The sequence below is a fragment of the Reyranella sp. genome, assembly GCF_965228225.1.
GTDB lineage: Bacteria > Pseudomonadota > Alphaproteobacteria > Reyranellales > Reyranellaceae > Reyranella.
In genome coordinates, this window is sequence record NZ_OZ245801.1 from 3,187,776 (window position 1) to 3,208,494 (window position 20,719).

The 20,719-nt window shown below is 65.7% G+C and carries 19 protein-coding genes and 1 tRNA gene; 11 read left to right on the forward strand and 9 right to left on the reverse strand.

The features are described from left to right. Positions 1–12: 12 nt before the first annotated feature. The 7 genes from ACO07K_RS15405 to ACO07K_RS15435 all read right to left on the reverse strand — a co-directional run bounded on the left by ACO07K_RS15405 (position 13) and on the right by ACO07K_RS15435 (position 5,294). Positions 13–1,734 carry a flotillin family protein gene (locus ACO07K_RS15405; RefSeq protein WP_422029262.1) on the reverse strand — a complete coding sequence of 574 codons (1,722 nt, stop codon included), beginning with the start codon at positions 1,732–1,734 and terminating at the stop codon, positions 13–15. Between the two features lie 63 nt (positions 1,735–1,797). Beyond that, entirely contained in the window at positions 1,798–2,472 is a 675-nt protein-coding gene (locus ACO07K_RS15410; protein WP_422029264.1) for an OB-fold-containig protein, read from the reverse strand. A 13-nt stretch (positions 2,473–2,485) separates the two neighbouring features. Then, positions 2,486–3,310 carry a PspA/IM30 family protein gene (locus ACO07K_RS15415; protein WP_422029266.1) on the reverse strand — a complete coding sequence of 275 codons (825 nt, stop codon included), beginning with the start codon at positions 3,308–3,310 and terminating at the stop codon, positions 2,486–2,488. Beyond that, positions 3,311–3,661, reverse strand: a complete 351-nt coding sequence (locus tag ACO07K_RS15420) for a hypothetical protein (protein WP_422029268.1) — start codon at positions 3,659–3,661, stop codon at positions 3,311–3,313. Between the two features lie 159 nt (positions 3,662–3,820). Beyond that, on the reverse strand, positions 3,821–4,345 hold the full coding sequence (locus ACO07K_RS15425) for a hypothetical protein (protein ID WP_422029270.1): 525 nt from the start codon (positions 4,343–4,345) through the stop codon (positions 3,821–3,823). A 117-nt stretch (positions 4,346–4,462) separates the two neighbouring features. Then, a complete protein-coding gene (locus ACO07K_RS15430; protein ID WP_422029272.1) occupies positions 4,463–4,858 on the reverse strand; it encodes an Rrf2 family transcriptional regulator in 396 nt (131 codons plus the stop codon). A gap of 1 nt (position 4,859) precedes the next feature. Next, entirely contained in the window at positions 4,860–5,294 is a 435-nt protein-coding gene (locus ACO07K_RS15435) for a GNAT family N-acetyltransferase (RefSeq protein WP_422029274.1), read from the reverse strand. Between the two features lie 77 nt (positions 5,295–5,371). Here ACO07K_RS15435 and boxC point away from each other — a divergent pair, with 77 nt between their 5' ends. From boxC to ACO07K_RS15455, 4 genes are all read left to right on the forward strand, one after another. Then, positions 5,372–7,030 carry a 2,3-epoxybenzoyl-CoA dihydrolase gene (gene boxC, locus ACO07K_RS15440; protein WP_422029276.1) on the forward strand — a complete coding sequence of 553 codons (1,659 nt, stop codon included), beginning with the start codon at positions 5,372–5,374 and terminating at the stop codon, positions 7,028–7,030. Between the two features lie 159 nt (positions 7,031–7,189). Next, the gene (boxB, locus tag ACO07K_RS15445) at positions 7,190–8,608 is read left to right on the forward strand and encodes a benzoyl-CoA 2,3-epoxidase subunit BoxB (RefSeq protein WP_422029278.1); all 1,419 of its coding nucleotides are present in this window, start codon (positions 7,190–7,192) and stop codon (positions 8,606–8,608) included. Positions 8,609–8,763: 155 nt separating this feature from the next. Continuing rightward, positions 8,764–12,195: an autotransporter domain-containing protein gene (locus ACO07K_RS15450; RefSeq protein WP_422036662.1), complete on the forward strand. Its 3,432-nt coding sequence runs from the start codon at positions 8,764–8,766 to the stop codon at positions 12,193–12,195. Between the two features lie 115 nt (positions 12,196–12,310). Next, positions 12,311–13,057: a hypothetical protein gene (locus ACO07K_RS15455; protein WP_422029280.1), complete on the forward strand. Its 747-nt coding sequence runs from the start codon at positions 12,311–12,313 to the stop codon at positions 13,055–13,057. Positions 13,058–13,078: 21 nt separating this feature from the next. On the opposite strand, the gene dctP is transcribed toward ACO07K_RS15455, so the two are convergent. Beyond that, entirely contained in the window at positions 13,079–14,050 is a 972-nt protein-coding gene (gene dctP, locus ACO07K_RS15460) for a TRAP transporter substrate-binding protein DctP (protein WP_422029282.1), read from the reverse strand. Positions 14,051–14,193: 143 nt separating this feature from the next. Here dctP and ACO07K_RS15465 point away from each other — a divergent pair, with 143 nt between their 5' ends. Further along, a complete protein-coding gene (locus tag ACO07K_RS15465) occupies positions 14,194–14,793 on the forward strand; it encodes a hypothetical protein (protein ID WP_422029284.1) in 600 nt (199 codons plus the stop codon). Between the two features lie 13 nt (positions 14,794–14,806). On the opposite strand, the gene ACO07K_RS15470 is transcribed toward ACO07K_RS15465, so the two are convergent. Continuing rightward, positions 14,807–15,082, reverse strand: coding sequence for a hypothetical protein (locus ACO07K_RS15470; protein WP_422029286.1), 276 nt, complete (start codon positions 15,080–15,082; stop codon positions 14,807–14,809). A 183-nt stretch (positions 15,083–15,265) separates the two neighbouring features. On the opposite strand from ACO07K_RS15470, the gene ACO07K_RS15475 reads away from it, so the two are divergent. The 6 genes from ACO07K_RS15475 to ACO07K_RS15500 all read left to right on the forward strand — a co-directional run bounded on the left by ACO07K_RS15475 (position 15,266) and on the right by ACO07K_RS15500 (position 20,663). Then, a complete protein-coding gene (locus ACO07K_RS15475; protein ID WP_422029288.1) occupies positions 15,266–15,646 on the forward strand; it encodes a hypothetical protein in 381 nt (126 codons plus the stop codon). A 339-nt stretch (positions 15,647–15,985) separates the two neighbouring features. After that, positions 15,986–16,079 (forward strand) — tRNA-Lys (locus tag ACO07K_RS15480). Beyond that, on the forward strand, positions 16,043–16,219 hold the full coding sequence (locus tag ACO07K_RS15485) for a hypothetical protein (protein WP_422029290.1): 177 nt from the start codon (positions 16,043–16,045) through the stop codon (positions 16,217–16,219). Before ACO07K_RS15480 ends, ACO07K_RS15485 begins: the two co-directional genes overlap by 37 nt. A gap of 210 nt (positions 16,220–16,429) precedes the next feature. After that, positions 16,430–17,989: a benzoate-CoA ligase family protein gene (locus ACO07K_RS15490; protein WP_422029292.1), complete on the forward strand. Its 1,560-nt coding sequence runs from the start codon at positions 16,430–16,432 to the stop codon at positions 17,987–17,989. Between the two features lie 137 nt (positions 17,990–18,126). After that, on the forward strand, positions 18,127–18,777 hold the full coding sequence (locus tag ACO07K_RS15495) for a GNAT family N-acetyltransferase (RefSeq protein WP_422029294.1): 651 nt from the start codon (positions 18,127–18,129) through the stop codon (positions 18,775–18,777). A gap of 56 nt (positions 18,778–18,833) precedes the next feature. Beyond that, entirely contained in the window at positions 18,834–20,663 is a 1,830-nt protein-coding gene (locus ACO07K_RS15500) for an adenylate/guanylate cyclase domain-containing protein (RefSeq protein WP_422029296.1), read from the forward strand. Positions 20,664–20,719: the final 56 nt, after the last annotated feature.

Here is a 20,719-nt window from a genome sequence, read left to right on the forward strand (position 1 = left end):
TCCGGCGTACGCTCAGGTCGGGGTGTCGACCGTAGTGGCAGGCAGCGGTTGCGAACCTCCCGAGGTACCTTCCATCAAGGCTTCCACCGGATTGCCCGGCGCTGCGAAGCCGGCCTCCTTGAGAAGCTGGTCGATCACCGGCGAGTTCGCACGGTAGGCCAGAAGGCTGTCCACAAGCGAGTCCATCCGCCCGCTCTTGCCGCCGCCCCCACCCGATCCGCCCGGCATGCCGCCGCCGAGGTCGACGATCTTCACGTCGCCGATATTCTGCAGGGGCTTCACGGCCTCCGCGAGTGCCATCGGGATGATCCGCAGACGCTCCCGCGCCACCTCGAGGTCGATGACCTTGTCCGACATGGCATTACGGGCCTCGTTCAGCTTCCGCTGGCCATCGGCGTCGACTTCGTAGGTAACGGCCTGGCCCTCGGCCTTGATCTTCGCGGCGTCCGCCTCCGCCTGGGCAATGGTCCGAATGGCGCTGGCGCGGTTCTCGGCGGCTGACCGCTCGGCCTCCGCTGCGACGGTAATACGCGTCGCATCCTGCTCCGCCGTCATGCGCGCGGCAATGACCGCCGTCTGCTTGTCGCGCTCGGCGATGGCGACATCCCGTGCGGTCTGAACCGACTCGGTGGCCGACGTTGCCAGCGCTCGCGCCGCTTCCGCCTCGGCGCGCGCCTCGGATTCCGAACGGCTTTGATTGGCCACCGCGATGGCACGCGCCTGGTCCGCAAGCTCGACGTCGCGCTGCTTGGCGATTCGCAGCGTCTCGGACGCGCGCTCCGACTCGATCTGCTTCTGCTGAATCGCAAGATTGGCGGCGATGGCCGCGGATTCCTGAACCTGCTTGGCGGCCGCCTGCCGCTCGGCAATGGACTGCTGGGCCATGATCTTGGCTTCGGCCTCCGCTCGGCTGGCCTCCGCCTCCTTGAGGGCCGCAGCGGCGCGCGTCTCGGCGGTCTTGTTGGCGATATCGCGCTGCTGCGACAGCTCGGCGTCCTTCTTCAGGCGCAGGATTTCCAGCGTCTTCTGGGTCGCGTCGAGATCCTGCTGCGCAATGGCGACTTCGGCGTTGCGGATGGTCTGGTTGCGCTCCTGACGCCTGGCTTCCACGATCTTCGTCAGGGCGGTGAGACCTTCGGCATCGAACGCATTGTTCGGATTGAAGAACTTCGTGTCGGTCTGGTCCAGCTTGGTCAGCGACGCACTTTCCAGCTCGAGACCGTTGAGCTCGAGATCGGTGGCGACGGCGGCCTGTACGGCCTTGACGAAGTCGGACCGCTTCTCCTGCAGGTCCGCGAGCAGCATGGTGGCCGCGACCGAGCGCAAGGCGTCGACGAACTTCGCTTCGACGAGTTCGCGCAACTGCACCACGTCATTGGTGCGATTGCCGAGCGTCTGTGCCGCCAGCGCAATCGACGAGCTGTCCGGCTTCACGCGCACATAGAACTCCACGCCGATGTCGACGCGCATGCGGTCCTTCGTGATCATCGCATCCTGCGAATCGCGGCGCACGTCGAGGCGGAGCGTCTGCAGGTTCACCCAGGCGATGCTCTGGAAGATCGGCAGGACGATCGAGCCACCGTCGAGCACGACCTTCTGGCCGCCGAAGCCGGTCCGCACATACGAGCGATCCTTCTCGGCTCGGTGATAGAGCCGGCCGATGATCAGACCAATCGCGACGATCGCGACGAGAATGAGCACCGCGGGAATGGCGAGCTGGAAAAACATGTCCATTGAGAGATTCCCCCGATTGTCGGACGCCTATACGCGTGTATTGCGTCCGGAACTGACTACCAATTACGCAGGCCTCGATGGCTCGCCGTTGTTGACCAGGCGACCTTCGGCGACGATCACGGCATATTCGTCACCGACCTTGTCCACGATCAGGATGCTCGCCCCTTGCGGGATCGACAGGCCCGCCGCCCCCGGCCTGATGCGCGGGAAATGCCAGTTCCCGAACTTGTCCTGGATCTTGGCCCGCGCGGCAGACCCCTCCACCACCGGGCCGAGCGTTACGACTCCGACGCGCCCGATGAGATCCTGTGCACCGAGCACATAAGTCTCGTCGCGCGGGATCAACCACGAGACCACTCGGCTGACCCATCGCGTGACGGGGATCGTTGCAGCGACCGCGATGACGGCGGCGACAACGACCGGCAACGGCGCCAGCAGGTTCATGGCGACGATCTGGATGACCATGCCGGTCACGGCAAAGCAGGCGATCGCCGCGATGATCAGAACCAGCACCGGCACACGGCCGGCATTGAGCCAGTCGAAGGCGGTCGCGAAGGGGCCGTCCGCGGCGTGGGTCACGCCGTGATCTGCACCATCCAGCCCGAGGGCACCGTCCAGCAGCGAAGACGCCGCGGCGCCAAACAGGCTGCTGACGATCTCGACCGTCAGCAGCCCCAGCATGACCAGCGCGGCAATGGTAAAGGGCTGAAATGCCGGCGCGATCAGAAACGACCACATGACGTGCCTCTGCTCAGGCGTCCCGGCCGGACTTCAGCTTCTCCAGGCGAGATCTGACTTCGCGCTGACGCTGCAGTTCGGCGAGCTCGTCGAGCGCCCGGGCGTCATTATTGGGAGCGGCTGCCGGGACGCCAGTGACGCGGGCGGTCGCCGCCTGCGCCCGCGCAACCTTCGTCATCGCCCCGCTTACTCTGTCTCCGGATGATCCGACCGCTGCGGCGCCTTCGCTGCCGACGCTGGCACGCGAGGCCTGAAAGTCCTTGCGGGTCTGTTCGGCCTCCCGGCGGCTCGCCGAAATGGCATCGATGGTCTGGCCAAGTTGGACGATCTTTTCGTCCGCGTCGCCCACGACACGATCCAGCACGCCGACCTGCGCTTCGATATCGACCTGGCGCGCAATACCCGCCTCGGCAAGGTCGTCGCGCTTCTCGTCAATCGCGACGCGCACCTTGGCGACCAATTCGTCCTTCTCCCGCAGCAGTTGCTGGCGGCGGACATCCAGACGGTGGCGTTCGGCAGTCGCCTTGCCCAGTTCGGCCCGCACTTCGTCGGCGGCGGCATCGATTTCCCGGATGGCCTGGACGAGCACCGCTTCAGGGTTCACGCCTTCCGCGGCATCGACTGCCAGATTGGTCATACCGGCGATGACGCGGCCGATTCGCTTCACTGCGCTTTCCGTGGCCAACATTGCCTCCTCCTGACTTTTGACGGTTACGTTAGGCGTATCGAGTTCGATCGACACGATCAGTTCGAAGCCGTTTGCCCGCTTCACCAACCTGGCGGGCGCAGGATCGGTCCAGCCTTGGCCGTAATCTTCTACCTGGAAGGGAATGGTCATTCAGCCACTCAAGGTCGCAATTGAAACAGATTCAATTCCCTTGATTGAATAGAGCTTCTCGTCGAGGGGCAGACCTTCGATCGCCTCGCCCCGCCGGCGGCGCACCCAGTCTTTGAAAGCCAGCGTGACCGACCGCGCCGGCAGCCCGCTGGTGACGCGGGCGGCTTCGTAGAACGAGCGATGCAGGGCGACCAGGTCGGCGGCATGGCCCGCCGGCACCGAGACATCGAGCCAATCGAGCAGCCGGGTATGGGCCTCCAGGATCCGATCGAACGCGAGCGCGGCCGATGCGTCGGGGCGAAGACTGAGGCGGCAGAACTTGGAGGTCTGAGACGAAGACTTCGAAAGCACCCGATTGGTGCTTTAATATAAAAGCACCGGATAGGTGACTGTCAAGGGGCGTGCGAATTCTTCTTCGTATATGCCTCAGCATCGTCTGCAGACGACCGCAGCGTCGTGGTCGACGCCCTTACCTGGCGACTAATTGACGGGAGCAATGTCACTTGTCGTTCAGATAGGTGAGCCGGTAGTCGAATTGGCGTCTTCCGGCCCTGGCCCGGAGCACAACACCCTCGCTTCCGTTGAACTAAGCCACTCAATGGCGCACGGCGCGCTGTGACCTATGTCGTAGACACCTTCAGCGACGGGCTTGTTCCCATCGAAGCGGTAGATGGCAACGCCCATCGGATGCCCCATGCCCTCGATTCCCACACTCAGGAAGCGCTTCTGATCCGGAGAATAGATCGGCTCGCCGGCGCCAAAACCCTGATAGACCAAGCCGGTTTTGGCGGAGATGAACGGCAGTCGAGACATGTCATGTCCGCCCTCCCCAACGATATGGAAATGGGCCAGGTCGTCATAGGCGAAATAGGCATAGAGCGCCGCAGGCTCGACGCCCCAAATGTTCCTGAAAGCAAACGGACGCCCGCCTGAAGCATCGTTGATGTAAAGATAGTCATCGTCGCGAATGACATTATGGCTCTGCCCATATCGCGCGATGCGGCCCGCCTCATAGGGCGAACGCGAATAGGGCAAATCCGAAGCATCGATCCGATCGATGGGCTTAAGTTCGACGGACTACGCCATGCAGACGGGCATGAAAGCTCCGACGAAGGATACAGCCATTGCGAGAGAGAAGATAAATCGAATCAATCAGGACCTCGACCGAAGCATCGTCTCGATACTGATGGAACGCAATGTCGCCTCGGCGATTTCGTCGATCTCCGTCAGGACACGCTGCAGCGTCGAACCTATCTCTGTGTCCTCGCCCGGCTCCTTGGCGCGTCTGCCCGGCGCGGGTTCGAACAGGGCGACGATGTCCATCAGCGTGATGCGGCGGCGGTTGCCGGTGAAGCGGTAGCCGCCCGACGCGCCTCGGCCGCCTTGCACGAAACCGGCGGCGGAGAGAGTGCCCAGGACCTTGGCGAGCGAGTGGGTCGAGACGCCGAAGCGTTCGCCGAGTTCGGCGGCCGAGAGCGTACGGGTGGGGTCGCGCGCCAACTCCATGATCGCATAGAGGCCGAGCCGTGTGGCGGTCTGCAGCTTCACGTCACAGCACTTTGTCGAGCTGCAGCGACGGGCCGGCCGTCATGCCCTGGGCGCGGAAGAATGACAGGATCAAGTGGTCCTTGCGATCGATGAGGGTGCGCACGTGAGTCACGCCCTGGGCCTTAAAGCGCGCGGCCAGCGCGTCGAACAGCGCGCTTCCTGCCCCCTTGAGGCGCTGCCTGGGATCGACCTGGATGGCGAACACCCAACCGGCCGGCGGTTGTCCGAATTCCCAGGCACGTACCTCACCGGCGATGAACCCGACCAGCACGCCCCTGGACGTCTCGGCCACGAGGAAGTGGCGCTCCGGCGGGCCGCCGGCGTAGCGGGCCAGCATGTCCTGCCAGTAGACCGCCTTCGCCTGCCCGGTCAGGCGTGCATCGAGGGCGGCTATTGCTGACAGGTCGGCCGGCTCGGCGGGGCGGATCGCAATCATTCGGAGCGATAGAATGCGCTTGCACCGCGAAAAGTAAATAGGTAATTCAGTACCGAATTACAGAAATAGGGAACGCCATGGACCCCGCCGCCGCGCCCATCGACTTCCGCACCGACCCTTCGCGCTACAAGCACTGGAAGCTCGCGTTCGAGAACGGCGTCGCCTATCTCACCATGGACGTGAACGAGGATGGCGGGCTGAAGCCCGGCTACAAGCTCAAGCTCAATTCCTACGACCTCGGCGTCGACATCGAGCTGGCCGACGCCGTGCAGCGGCTGCGTTTCGAGCATCCCGAGATCGGCGCCGTCGTCATCCGCTCACAGCGCGACCGCATCTTCTGCTCCGGCGCCAACATCAACATGCTTGGCCTGTCGACGCACGATCACAAAGTGAACTTCTGCAAGTTCACCAACGAGACACGGCTGGCCATCGAAGACGCCAGCACCCAGTCCGGCCAGACCTACATCTGCTCGATCAACGGCATCGCCGCCGGTGGTGGCTACGAGCTGGCGCTGGCCTGCGAGCAGATCCTGCTGGCCGACGACGGATCGAGCGCGGTGTCGCTCCCCGAGCTGCCGCTGCTGGCGGTGCTGCCGGGCACCGGCGGACTGACCCGCCTGGTCGACAAGCGCATGGTGCGCCGCGACCATGCCGACTTCTTCTGCACCACCGCCGAGGGCCTGCGCGGCAAGCGGGCACGCGAGTGGCGACTGGTCGACCAGCTGATCCCGCCGTCGAAGCTGGTGGAACAGACGCAGAAGATCGCCGAGGAGGTCGCGGCGACGTCGTCGCGTCCGAAGGATGCCAAGGGCATCGCGCTGCCGACGGTGGAACGGCAGATCCAGGGCGACACGCTGCGCTACGCCAACCTCACCGTCGAGATCGACCGCGAGGGCCGTTCGGCGAAGTTCCGCCTCAACGGCCCCTCCTCCGCGCCACCCGAGGATGTTCATGCGGCCGGCGCCGCCTTCTGGCCCCTGGCGCTCGCCCGCGAATTCGACGATGCGATGATGCATCTGCGCCTCAACGAGACCGAGATCGGGACCTGGGTGCTCACCAGCCAGGGCGATGCGGCTTTGGTCGAGGCCTACGATGCCGCACTCGCGCAGAATGCCGACGACTGGCTGGTCCGCGAGATCGTGCTTTACTGGAAGCGCACCCTGAAGCGGCTCGACGTCAGTTCGCGCAGCCTGATCGCGCTGATCGAACCCGGCTCCTGCTTCACCGGCACCCTGCTCGAAGTCGCGCTGGCGGCCGACCGTTCCTACATGCTGGACGGCGTGTTCGAGGGCTCGAACCTGCCGGCCGCTACGGTCCGGCTCACCGACATGAATTTCGGCCCCTACCCGATGGGCAACGGGCTGACGCGGCTCTCGACGCGCTTTCTCAATGATCCCGGTCACGTCGACACGCTGAAGGGCCAGGCCCGCGAACCGCTGGACGCCGCCGACGCCGACGAAGCCGGCCTCGTCACCTTCACCCCCGACGACATCGACTGGGAGGACGAGGTTCGCCTCGCCGTCGAGGAACGCGCCGGCTTCTCGCCCGACGGGCTGATCGGCATGGAGGCGAACCTGCGCTTCCCCGGCCCCGAAACGATGGAAACCAAGATCTTCGCGCGCCTGTCGGCCTGGCAGAACTGGATCTTCCAGCGGCCCAACGCGACGGGCCCGGAAGGCGCGCTGAAGCTCTACGGCACGGGCAAGCAGAGCAAGTACGACCGCAAGCGGGCTTAAGGGATGAACTACCCCAACCTCATCCTGAGGAGCGCTTCGCAGAAGCGCGTCTCGAAGGATGGGCAACAGACAAGGTGCTCGTGCCCACCCTTCGAGACGGCGCTCCGCGCCTCCTCAAGGTGAGGTGATCTCCGGCAAGCAGAACCGAAGGAGGCAGACATGGCCATCGACTACAGCCAGCTCATTCCCAACAACGTCGATCTCTCCTCGGACCGCCGGCTGCAGCGCGCGCTGGAGAACTGGCAGCCGCGCTTCCTCGACTGGTGGAAGGACATGGGCCCCGACGGCACATCCGCCTTCGACGTCTACCTGCGCACCGCCATCTCGACCGACTCGAACGGCTGGGCGAATTTCGGCTACGTGAAGATGCCCGAATATCGCTGGGGCATCTTCCTGGCCGACCGCGATCCCGAGCGCCAGATCGCCTTCGGCGACAACAAGGGCAAGCCCGCCTGGCAGGACGTGCCCGGCGAAATGCGCTCGACCCTGCGCCGCCTGATCGTGACGCAGGGCGACACCGAGCCGGCCTCGGTCGAGCAGCAGCGCCTGCTCGGCAAGACCGCGCCCTCGCTCTACGACCTGCGCAACCTGTTCCAGATCAACGTCGAGGAAGGCCGCCATCTCTGGGCGATGGTCTATCTGCTGCACGCCTATTTCGGCCGCGACGGCCGCGAGGAAGCGGAAGCGATGCTGGAACGCCACTCGGGTGACCCCGACAAGCCGCGCATCCTGGGCGCCTTCAACGAGGCCACGCCGGACTGGCTCTCCTTCTTCATGTTCACCTACTTCACCGACCGCGACGGCAAGTACCAGCTCGCCTCGCTGGCCGAATCCGGCTTCGACCCGCTGGCCCGCTCCTGCCGCTTCATGCTGACCGAGGAAGCCCACCACATGTTCGTGGGCGAGACCGGCGTCGGCCGCATCCTCCAGCGCACCTGCGAGCTGATGAAGGAGCACAGGACCGACGACGTGCGCAGCCTGGGCGCCATCGACCTGCCGACCATCCAGAAGTATCTCAACTTCCACTTCTCGGTGTCGCTCGACCTGTTCGGCCAGGAGGCCTCGACCAACGCGGCCAATTACTACACGCAAGGCGTGAAGGGCCGCTTCCTCGAAACCCGCATCGACGACGACCACCTGCTCACCAACGCGACCTACGAGATCGAGACGGTCGAGGATGGCCGCATCGTGAAGAAGGCGGTCCCCGCCCTGCAGGCGCTGAACGAGCGGCTGCGCCAGGATTACATCGACGACTGCGCCAAGGGCGTTCTGCGCTGGAACAAGGCGATCGAGCGCGCCGGCATCCCGTTTGAGATGACCCTGCCGCACCGCGCCTTCGACCGGCAGATCGGCGCCTTCGCCGGCCTGCGCGTCTCGCCCGACGGTAAGGTGCTCAGCGAGGCCGAATGGAATGCCAACAAGGACAGGTGGCTGCCGACCGAGGAGGACCGCGCCTATGTCACCTCGTTGATGGGTGCCGCCGTCACGCAGCCGGGCCAGTTCGCCCACTGGATCGCCCCGCCGGCCCGCGGCATCAACAACCAGCCGGGCGACTTCGAGTACGTCCGCTTCAACTAGAAAGCGTTTTTTTCGCTCGATATGCTCTTTTTTCGCTAATCCTTCACTGACCAAGCAACTATAAGGAGGAGCCGCACTGCGCGGTGCAAGACTATCTGTCGGGGGCGTCCGTGCATTGCCTTACCCTGGAACGATCACGGAGCCGCTTGACTGCGGTGTCGGCAATTTGGCTCTTTACGGCCTGCTTTCTCGTAGCGCCCGCCTCGGCCCAGCGGAGCTGCGAGAGCCTGGATCTGACGGGTGCGGCTTGTGCCCGCTACCAGGGCCAGTACGGCGTGATCAGCCTGTTCGGGACCCCCGCCTACTCGACGCCGAACAATCCCATTTTGAACAACAATCTCGCGATCGAGCAGGGCATCTATCTGAACGCGACCCCCGCCCAGCGCAATCAGGCCATCGCCAACAGCCAGGCCGGCGGCGAGGCACCGCAGCTCGCGCAGTACACCCTTTGGAAGCAGATTTCACCGTCGAGTGAGATCCAGTCGACACTGCGGCTGTTCCCTCAGCTCCAGGCCTCCGCGCCCTTGGCGATCGCGCTCACCGAGGCGTTGTCTCCGCTGAAGCCGGTACAGCAAGGTGTCTATCGAGAGATCACCGAAACGCTGGGCCGTTCGGACGACTGGCCAAAGCCGATCGGCACGATCCAGGGCTTTGTGGGCGAAGGACTCAAGGACAGCTTCACGTCGTACGTGACCGCCTATCAGGGCATGACGACCCCCTACTACTATCCGCCGCCGGACCAATCCGATCCCCGTCCGTTTCAGATCAGTAACGTCATCGCCTCTGCTCCCTGGACGACGGGTCAGGCAACCGAAGCTTCCATCCAGGCCCAGGCCGCGATCTGGGGCAAGCCGGGACAAGGCAGCCGGTATCAGAAGTCCGAATCCTTCCCGAGCGGACATACGCGACGCGCCGAACTGACGGCGCTCCTCTACGCCATGATGATGCCGCAGGCCTATCAGGGCATGATGGTATCGGCGCAGCAGGCCGGTCTCAGCCGCAACATCCTCGGCGTGCACTATCCGCTGGATGTCATCGGCTCGCGCATCGTCAGCTACTACGCGATGACGCAGATTCTGGCCGGTAATCCGGACTATGTGCCGGCCGTATGGGGGCCTGCGAGCCTTCCCCAGCACATCGCCGCGCTCTCCAGCGACCTGACAACGAGCCTCAACGAAACCTACGGCAGCGCCGTGACGGCCGTTCCCTACGCGTCGTGCGCCTCCAACGTCGCCGGCTGCATCGCCGACGGCACCCTGCCTTCGGCCGCGCAGTTCGCGGCGGCCAACACGGCTTTCGCGTTGCAGGCGACCTATGGTTTCCAGCCGGTCGGCCCGACCGACCTGGCCGCCGTGGTTCCGGCCAATGCGGAGCTGCTGATCGCGTCGCGCTTTCCCTATCTGAGCAGTGCCCAACGGACCGCTATCCTGGCGTCGACGGAGCTGCCGTCCGGCGGCGTGTTCGATGACGGCAGCGGCTGGGTGCGCCTGAACCTGTTCAAGGCCGCCGGGGGCTATGGCGCATTCGCTTCCAATGTGAGCGTGACGCTCGATTCCTCGCTGGGCGGCTTCAACGCGGTCGACATGTGGAGCAACGACATTTCCGGACCCGGGGGACTGACCAAGGCCGGCACGGGTCTGCTCATCCTGGGCGGCAACAACAGCTATACGGGAGGCACCACGGTCGCCGAGGGAACGGTGGCGCTCTCGGGCACGCTGGTGGGCGATCTCGCGATCCGGGCCGGCGCCGCGTTCGTCAGCGGCGGCGGCTATTCGGTTGCGCCCGGTGCCACGCTGGACAATGCCGGCACGTTCCAATCGGTCAATGCGAGCCTGGTCAACTTCGGCACCTTCGACAACAGCGGTACCCTGCTCAGCGACCTCGTCAACTCGGGCACGACGACCAACACCGGAACCATAAACGGCAGCGTCTACAATACCGGCAACTTCATCCAGGCCGCGGGCACCTTTGCCAACAGCCGGGCCCTGATCAACAACGGCACCTTCACCGGCAACGTGAACAATACCGGGCTGCTCGGCGGCAATGGGACCTTCGTGGGTACCGTGACCAACAGCGGCATCGTCGCGCCCGGCAACTCCATCGGCACGCTGACCGTGAACGGCGCCTACACCCAGGTGGCCGGCAGCAGCTACCAGGTCGAGACCAATGCCGCCGGTCGGGCCGACCGCCTCAACGTCACCGGCGCCCCCGGCACCGCCACCATCGCCGGCGGAACCGTGGCCGTGACCGCAGCCTCGGGCGTGTATGCGCCCAGCACCACCTACACCATTCTCAATGCCAGCGGCGGCGTCACCGGCCGCTATGCCGGCGCCAGCAGCCTCTATCCCTTCCTCCTGCCCTCGCTCGCCTACGACGCCAACAACGTCTATCTCACCCTCAAGCCCGGCGGCTTCGGTGTCGGCGGCGCAACGCCCAACCAGTCTGCCGTCGGCCGCGTCCTCGACCAGAGCGTCGCCGGATCGAGCGGCGACTTCGCCACCGTCATCGGCACCATGGCCACCTACACCCAGGGCCAGGGCCAGGCCGCCCTCGATGCCCTCAGCGGCCAGAACTATTCCGGCTTCGGCACCGCCAATCTGGGCAGCGGCTTGCTGTTCATGAACATGATGGGCCAGCAGATGAGCCTGGCCCGCGGCGGCGTCGGGAGCGGCACCCGCGTGGCCGTCGCCCAGGCCTGTGACGTGGCTCCCTCGGAGGCCTGTGACGGCGACACCGTCACCCCGTGGAGCCTGTGGGGCGCCGCGCTGGGCGGCACCGGCAGCGTTGCCGGCACTGCCAATGCCGGTACCCTGACCTACAATGCCGGCGGCTTCGCCGCCGGCGCCGACTATCGCTTCGATCCGCGCTTCCTGGCCGGCATCGCCGTCGGCTATGTCGGCGGCAACCAGTGGGCCAGCGGCTTCAGCGGCCAGGGTACCACCAACAGCTACCAGGCCAGTCTCTACGCCTCCTTCACCCAAGGCGCCTTCTATCTCGATGGGCTGGCGGGCTACGGCTACAATGACAACCAGATGACGCGCCAGATCGTGCTGCCCAATCTGTCGGCGCGACTCGCGCAGGGCCGGACCGGCGCCAACCAGTTCCTGGGCCAGCTCGAGGCGGGCTACCGCATCGGGCTCCACGAGCCGACCGCCGCCTCGATCACCCCCTTTGCCCGCTTGCAGGGAACGACCAACAGCCAGTTCGGATTCACCGAGAGCGGCGCGGGGTCGCTCAATCTCAACGTCGCATCCCAAACCACCGGGTCGGCGCGCAGCGTGCTCGGCGCCGAGTTCGCCGGCGCCTTCGGCCCCCAAGGCCGCGAGAAGCTGGCAGTACAGCTTCGCCTGGGCTGGGCGCATGAATACGCCGACACGACCCGCCCGGTGACGGCCAGCTTCGCCGGCGCGCCGGGCACCAACTTCACCGTCTTCGGCGCCGCGCCCACGCGCGATGCCGCCACCTTCAGCCTCGCCGCCAACACCGCCGTCGCGCCGGGAACGACGCTCTATGTCCGCTATGACGGCGAGACCGGCAGCGGCACGACCAACCACGTCCTCAATGGCGGTCTCAGGGTGACGTGGTGAGGCGAGGTCCACAGGGGTCCGGCGGACGGAGCGCGTAAATTCCCCGCATTGTGCCGCAACGGTTCGGTCGGGCACTTTGTGCCGGCTGAGATCCAGCCATCATGAGGTCCGCCCGTTGAGTCCCATCCAGTTTGCCGCCGTCGCCTTCGCCTGCATCATGGCCAGTGCGATCTGCGGGGCCCTCATCCGCAGCCGCCTGCCCGAGCATCACGTGAGCGGCGATTCCAAGGACGTGATCAAGCTCTCGATCGCGCTGGTCGCGACCATGTCGGCACTCGTCCTCGCCCTCCTCTTCGCCTCGACCCGCACGTCGTTCGAGCGCAGCAGCAGCCTGGTCAGCCGCATGACGGCCGATATCACCGAACTCGACCGGGTTCTCAGGAGCTATGGGCCGGAGGCGCAGCCTGTTCGGGACGCCTTGCGCGCCGAGATTCAGCCGATCATCGATTCGATCTGGCGCGAGCAGGCCATCGCGCGCGGCGTCAAGTCCGACGACACCAGGGCGCCGGAAGAGGAAGTGCTGTTCATGCTGCAGGAAATGCGGCCGACCAACGATCGCCAGCGCGCGCTGCATGCCCGGGCCCTTCAGGTCAGCGCCGACCTCGCCCAGACACAGCTCGCGCTCTTCGCCCAGCCCATGGATTCGATCTCCAACACCTTCCTGATCGTGCTGATCATATGGCTGATGTTCATCTTCGGGATTTTCAGCCTCTCGGCGCCGCCCAATCCAACCCTGTTCGTCGTGATCGCGATGTGCATCGTTTCCGCATCGGCCGCCTTCTACCTGATCCTCGAACTCGGCCTGCCGTTCGGCGGTCTGATGCAACTCTCCAGCGATCCGCTGCGAAACGCCCTGAGGTAGGGGCCGGTCGGAACGTGCGGTCTATGGTACCGCCTCGGCCTTGATCCGCTCGATCATCGCCGCGAGCCTGGCGGTCGGCACCGCGGCCGCGTGAAACGGGACCAGGGCCGCAGCAAATCCCTCGTAATCGATGTCACTCACGGTCAGCACGCCGGCGGCTTCTGCCGTGCGGCGGGCAGAAGCTTCGCTTTCGTCCCACAGCTGCCGATAGAAGGCGACCGACTCGCGGGCGGAGGTGCGGACGATCGTCCTGTCCTCCGGCGAGAGCGTCTCCCAGACCAGGCGTGAGAAAAGCAGCACGCTCGGCGGCCGTGCATGCTCCGTCAGACTGAAGCTCTTCGCCACAAGATGATGCTGCATCGCGACGAATGACGACCAGCTTCCGTCAGCTGCCTCGACGACGCCCGTGCGCATGGCAGCCGCCACCCGCGACTGAGGCATCGGCACCGGCTGGGCTCCGAAGGCACGCAGCATCCCTTCCCAGCTGGAGGATGGCTGGGTGCGGTACTTCACGCCGCTCAAGTCGGCTGGCGACCGGATCGGCTTCGTGCCGTAAGTCGATTTCGCGCCGCCATCGTAGAAGCAGAGGCCGATGACGCCGGTACTCTCCAAAGACGCGAGAATTTCCTCGCCGATCGGTCCGTCGAGAATGTTGCGCTCGTGCTTGGTCGAGCGGAAGAGATAGGGAAGCGTCAGGACGATCGTATCCGGCACCGTGCTGTTCAGTGTGTTGAGATCGATCCGCGCCATGTCGAGCGTGCCGTTGCGGAGCTGCGCCAGGGTGTAGTTCTCGGTATCCTGGTCGCCGGCGCCGAGATTGGACAGGATGAGTCGCCCGCCGCTCCGTTGGCGAATCAGATCGCCCATATACGCAGTGGCCCGCACGGTCGGGTAGCTCGCCGGATAGATGTCCGAGGAGATGATGTCCCGAGCGATGGCCGGTGGCCCGAACATCAGGAGGACGAGAATGGCGACAAGTTTGACGACACGCATGATGCAGCCTGTCTACTAAGCTCTAAGTCAGAAACCGTACAGACCGGCTAAGGTTTCACAAGAAGCGATTTGTCAGACAACCGAATTGAACGGAACCCGCCGGGCCCCGGCTTGTTTCATCTGACCTCGACAGGGAGAGCGTGATGAAGACGGTTAGCCGGTCATACGACAGTTACGCTCAAGCTCGGGCGGCCATGGAAGCGATCGAGAAGGCCGGCATCGCTTCATCGAATGTGAGCATCATCGCGAACAAACATGTGAGCGGCGAGCATGAGCCCGTCTCCGACGCGGCCGCAGGGGCCGGCATCGGCGGTGTCGTAGGAGGAGGCGTCGGCCTCCTCGCCGGACTCGGACTTCTGGTGATCCCCGGCGTCGGCCCTGTCGTTGCAGCGGGTTGGCTGGCGGCAATGGCGGTGGGCACCGCCGCGGGCGTCGCCACCGGCGGCCTGATGGGCGCCCTGATCGGCGCAGGCATCGACGAGGAAGAAGCGGCGGTTCTATCGGAATCCGTCCGCCGGGGCGGCACGCTGGTCTCCGTGCGCGTCCCCGAGGACGAGGTGGGACGCGTCGAAGGCCTGCTGTCCATCCATCGGCCGGTGGACGTCGCGGCGCGCGCCGCGACGTGGCGCGACCAGGGCTGGAAAACGTTCGACCCGGACGCCCCGGCCTACCGCCCGAGCGAAACCGAGGTCGAACGCATGCGCCGCGAATGGCGCGACGAAGGAATGGGCAAACAGGCCTGACGCCCCCTTCGGGTTACAGCAGTCCGCCCGCAAGCATGTCGAACCGGTTGCGGATTTCCGATGCGCTCGGAGGCCTGTCCGCTTCCATTTCCGGAAACTCCTTGGCCAAGTCGGCGCGGTCGAACTCGTCGAGATGAAGGTCGGCGGCAAGGTGATCATCGGGCAACGCGTTCAGCGCATTGTGCAGATGAAACAGATGCCAGTGTGACGCGCTCGAGACCGCTTCAGATTCCAGGTGCGCAAGCCGGTCCTTGAAGCGTTGCACCACCTTCTTCCGTTCTTCCGACATGATCGATCTCCTCACCTTTTACACCTGGGTATGCCGGAGCATACTGCAGGAAGGGGGAGCGACGCAGCAAATCACTGACCGACTCGATAGAACGCGACCGCAGCGCTTTTGTTGTGCTGATTTTGCAGGAAACTTCCCCTGTGGCTTTTGCGTTGATCAGGTACAAACGAAGGAGCCTCGATCATGCAAAAGCTCAGCACAGCCCTCGTCATTGGTGGCCTCGCCCTGATGCCGCTGTCCGCCATGGCTCAGGACCTTGCGTCAGCGCCTGCGGCGACGCCGGTCGTGCGGTCCAACCACATGGTGTTCATGGAAAGCGATTCGACCCGCGTTCCCGCCTCCGCTCTGGAAACTGTTCGGTCAGCTGCCGAGGCGGCCAGACAGGCTCCCATCCGGATCGAAGGGCGCGCGGACTATGCAAATGCCGTGAAGCAGGAGTTGGTCCGCCAGGGCGCCCCTGCCAACGCCGTCAGCATCCGGGCGGTGCCCGCTCAGCCGCTGCCCAAAGCGGCGGGTGACGGTCTCTCGGTCACGACGGATCGCGGCGTGACGCTCACCTTCTGACGTTTCCAGGCCGAAACGAAGAAGCCCGCCGGTCACCCGGCGGGCTTTTCTTTTGTAGGTGCTGAATGCGGCATTCAAAGGAAAGCCCGTCCTGACGGTCGCCAGGACGGGCTTCTGCAGCCCCTCGGGGGAGAGGGACGGTCCATAGACCGCCAAAGGCTACCCTACCGTAACGCCGCGGAGGGCCGGGGGTTGCGAGAAATTCAGTCGGCGGAAACCCGCCCATCGCGGTCGACGGTCACCGTGACTTCAGCCGTTCCCCGCAGCGCCCTTGCCCGCCACGTGCCATCCGGCCCCGCCACGATACTTTTCACGGTCTTGTAGCCATCCGCCTCGATGGCTGTCTTGGCGAAGCTCCGCCCCTCACCCTCTTCCGGAGAGGCGGTCGGGGCAGTCGTGACCGAGACGGGTTCGAGCCCCGCAGGCAGCACCACCGGCGGCCGTTCGCGCATCTGCAGCGGCACCGGCGCGTGGCGGACCTCGATCAGAGGCCGGGATCCCGTCGTCTCGGCGACCGGCCTGGGAGCAGGCGAGGCTGCTTCCGTTGCCATCGCTGCCTTGGCCGATGCCTGAAGAGGCCCGCCATCCGGCAGCGGGGCCATCACGTGCGCTGTGGCCACGGCCGCCAGCAGTACCGCGGAAGCGACAACGAAGACGACGCCTTGCTTCATGGGAAATCCGTTCTGGGTTTTGCGGCCTGACAACGCCGGACGGCCGCAGGCGTTGCGATCCCCTCGGCCGATCAGTATCGAAGAGGCTCCTGAATCGTTCCGGGTCCCGACAATGGCGCTTCCCTCAGGCATTTCCTTTTCGTCGACGCATGCCGTCCAGCTGCCGCCGCGCTTCAACGTCGCGCTGCCGTTCATCGACCGTCACCTGGCGGAAGGCCGAGGCGAGAAGGCCGCCATCCTGACGCGCGAGGAAACCGTGACCTATGCGGAGCTCGCGGGGCGCGTGAACCGGGCCGGCAACGCATTGCTCGCGCTCGGCCTCAGGCCCGGCGACCGGCTGCTGATGGTGGTGAAGGACTGTCCGGCCTTCTTTTATCTCTTCTGGGGAGCCATCAAAGCGGGCATCGTGCCGGTGCCGCCCAACACCCTGCTGCGGGCCCCCGATTATGCCTACATGATCGAGGATTCCGGGTGTGGGCTCGTCGCCTATTCTTCAGAGTTCACCGCTGAGATCGAGCCGGCGCTGAGGCAGCTCGGGGCCAGGGCGCCGAAGGCGATGACGGTCGATGCCTTTTTGGCCGAGATGGCGACGGCCCCGCCCACGCTCGAGGCCCGGCTCGCCGCTCCGGACGACGATTGCTTCTGGCTCTATTCGTCGGGCTCGACCGGAAGGCCCAAGGGCGCGGTCCACGCCCAGCGCGACATGGTGGTCACCAGCGAGCTCTACGGCGTGTGCGTGCTGGGCGTCACCGAACAGGACATCTGCTACTCCGCCGCCAAGCTCTTCTTCGCCTATGGCCTGGGCAACGGCATGACTTTTCCGCTGTGGGTTGGCGGCACCGCCGTCCTCGACGACCGTCGCCCGACGCCGGAGACGACCTTCTCCAACATCGAGACCTTCAGGCCGACGATCTTCTACGGCGTGCCGACACTCTATGCCGCGCAGCTTGCGGCCCTCGAAACCGGCACGCGGGACCTTTCCAGCCTGCGCGCCTGCGTCTCGGCGGGCGAGGCGCTGCCCGGCGACATGTTCCGCCGCTGGAAGGAACAGACCGGGACGGTCATCCTGGACGGCATCGGCTCGACCGAGGCGCTGCACATTTTCATCGGCAACCGGCTCGACGATTTCCGGGCGGGCACCAGCGGCAAGCCGGTACCGGGCTACGAGGTCCGCATCCTCGACGAGAACGGAGATCCGGTCGCGAAGGGCGAAAGCGGTCGCCTGTGGATCAAGGCGGAGTCGGCCGCGAAGTACTACTGGAACAAGCCCGAGAAGACCGCCGAAACGATGGTCAACGGCTGGCTGAACACCGGCGACACCTATCGCGAGGACGAGGACGGCTATTTCATCTACGAGGGCCGCAGCGACGACATGCTGAAGGTCGGCGGCATCTGGTGCTCGCCGGTCGAAATCGAGAACTGCCTGGTGGGGCACCCCGCCATCCTCGAGGCAGCCGTCATCGGCCATGCCGATGAGCAGGGACTGATCAAGCCCAGGGCGATCGTCGTGCTCAAGCAGCCGGGCGATGCGGGTGCGGCCCTGACCGACGCGCTTATGGCCCACTGCAAGAAGACCCTGGCGCCCTACAAATATCCGCGCTGGGTCGAGTATGTGCCCGAGCTGCCGAAGACCGCCACCGGCAAGATCCAGCGCTTCAAGCTGCGGGGTTAGTCAGATGATTTCGTCCTGAGCGCAGCGAAGGACCTTGCCGAACGACCGAAGGACTCCGTAGCGAGCGCGAGATCCTTCGCTGCGCTCAGGATGACAAGAGAGAGGAACTCACAACCCTGCTTCTTCATTTCGAACTGGTGAGCGACGCTCCGCAGATTCGCCCCTTCAAGGCAGCCGATCTCGAGGCCTGCTACGCGATCTCTTTGGCGACGGGTCACGCCGGTGCGGACGCCTCGCACCTCTATCGCGATCCGAAGATGATGGGGCACATCTACATCGCGCCCTATGTATTGCTCGAACCCGGCCTCGCCTGGATCGTGGAGGATCGTAACGGCGTTGCGGGTTTCGTCGCCGGTGTCGTCGACACAGCCGCCTGGGAAGAGAGACTGGAGCGCGACTGGTGGCCCCCACTCCGCCGATGCTACGCCGATCCGGTCGACGTGCCTCCCGACAGGCAAACCGCAGACCAGCGCCGCGCCTCGACGATCCACCATCCTGTCCCGACGCCGGTCGAGATCGCGACGCGCTATCCCGCGCATCTGCATATGAACCTGCTGCCCCGATTGCAGCGCCGCGGCGTGGGCTCGTTGCTTCTTGGAACCTGGTTGTCTGCGGCGCGCGCGCGCGAGGCACGATCGTTTCACGTTGGCGTCAACGGCATGAACAGGGGCGCTCTCCGCTTCTGGTCCGCGCACGGCTTCTCGGCTCTCGCGCTCAAAGCCGGCATTGAAGGCCGGACCCGCTGGATGGGATGCGAGTCGCCGCCCGGCAATCAAGTTATTGTGTAGGCTAGGCGCCTGACGCGCCACTATTTCGTCCCGGCTTCGTGGAAGCATGAGAGTCCATGGATCTTCCGAAGAAGTCCGAGACGCCCGGCTGGCCGATCGCGCGGCTGCTGCCGGCGTTGATGGTCGGCCTGGTCTTCGTCTCCATCGCACCCGTGATCGTCGTCGCGTGGCTGGCAGCGCAGAGCAACCTCGACGCCTCGTCCCTGCAGCGCGCCGAAGTGACCATCGACCTGATCGAGCGCCGGCTCGAGGCGCATCTCAGGCCCGTGCAGAGCCAGCTCACCTATCTCAGCGAGGCCATCGCCCGCGGCGAGATCGATTTCGACGACCGCGAGCAGTGGCGCATCTTCGCGCTGGGCACGCTGGCGGCGGTGCCGCAGACCGTCGGCTTCGTCGTGTTGCCGACGGAAGGCGAGCCCACACGCTTCGTGCGCGCCGACCGCACCATGCGGCCGGAGCGGCGTGAGAACGTGCGCGGGGCCGAGGCGCTGCTGGCGCGGGCTCGCACCATGGACGGTCCCGGCTGGGGTGAGCCCGTCTGGTCGTTCGTCGTGGGCGAGCCGATCCTGCCAATCATCGTGCCGGTCCGCGTGCGCGGCGAGTTCCGCGGTGTCATCGGCGCGGCGATCGGCACGACCGACCTGTCGCGCTTCCTCAAGGAGATCGAGCTCACCGGCGAGCGCACGCCGTTCATCCTGGCGGGCCGAAACGAGGTGCTGGCCCATCCCAAGCTTGCAAAGACGCTGAATGGCGATGCCCGCGCCCAGACCCGTCTGGTCACTCTGGAGGAAGTCGGCGACCCGGTGCTCGCCGTCATGTGGGCACCCGATCCCAATCCGCTGTCCTGGGACCGGCCGGAGGCCCGCGTCGACGGCCACTGGAACTGGGTGGGCGAGCGATCCTTCGCCTGGATACGGCGCAGCGTGGAAGCCTATGCGCCCGCCGAACTGGTGGTGGGCTACCACGAGGCCGGCCGTGAATCGGCGTGGGCGCGCTGGATCGTGCGCGGCATCCTGATCGCCGGCGGCCTGCTGATGATCCTCACCGGGCTGGCCGCCATCTATCTCGGCCGGCGCCTGGCAGAGCCCATCCTGGCGCTGGCCGGGGCGGCGAGCGCCGTGGAACGGCTCGCGTTCGACAGCGTGCCCGCCCTGCCCCGCAGCCGCGTGCGCGAGATCAGCCGCGCCAACCTTGCCTTCGAACGCATGGCCCGCGGACTCAAACTGTCGGCGACCTACCTGCCGCGCGCGCTGGTGGCACGTTTGACCACGCAGCAGGGCAGCCTGCCGGTCAACGAGGATCGCGCCGTCACCATCCTGTTCAGCGATCTCGAAGGTTACAGCGGCTACGCGCGCGACCGTCCGGCCGCCGAGACGGCGGCCTACCTGAACGCGCTCCTGTCGCGCATCGGACCGGCCATCGAGGCGAGCGGCGGCACCATCGACAAGTATATCGGCGACGGGCTCATGGCCTTCTGGGGAGCACCCGACTCCATCCCCGACCATGCCCGGATCGCCTGCCAGGGGGCGCTGGCCGTCGCCAAGGAGGTCGAGGCCTTCAACCGGGAGCGGCGGGCGCGCGGCCTGCACGCCTGCCGCATGCGCATCGGCCTGCATACCGGGACGGTGCTGGTCGGCAATATCGGCTTTGCCGGGCGGGTCGACTACACGGCGATCGGCGAGGCGGTGAACGTGGCCTCCCGCCTCGAGCAGTTCGGCCGCAGCGCACCGCGCGAAGGCGAGGTCACGATCGTGGCGAGCGCGACCTGCCGGGAGGCGGCCGGTACGGGCTTCGCCTGGGCGATTCTCGACGGCGCGCCGGCCGACATCGCCGCCACGGCCGCCCTGCCGCTCGCCACGCTCAGGGCGTCGCCGACCGTCCATTAAGCGATTGTTGGGCCCTGCATTTTCCGCTTTTATAGCCGCCAAGAGAAAACAGGGAG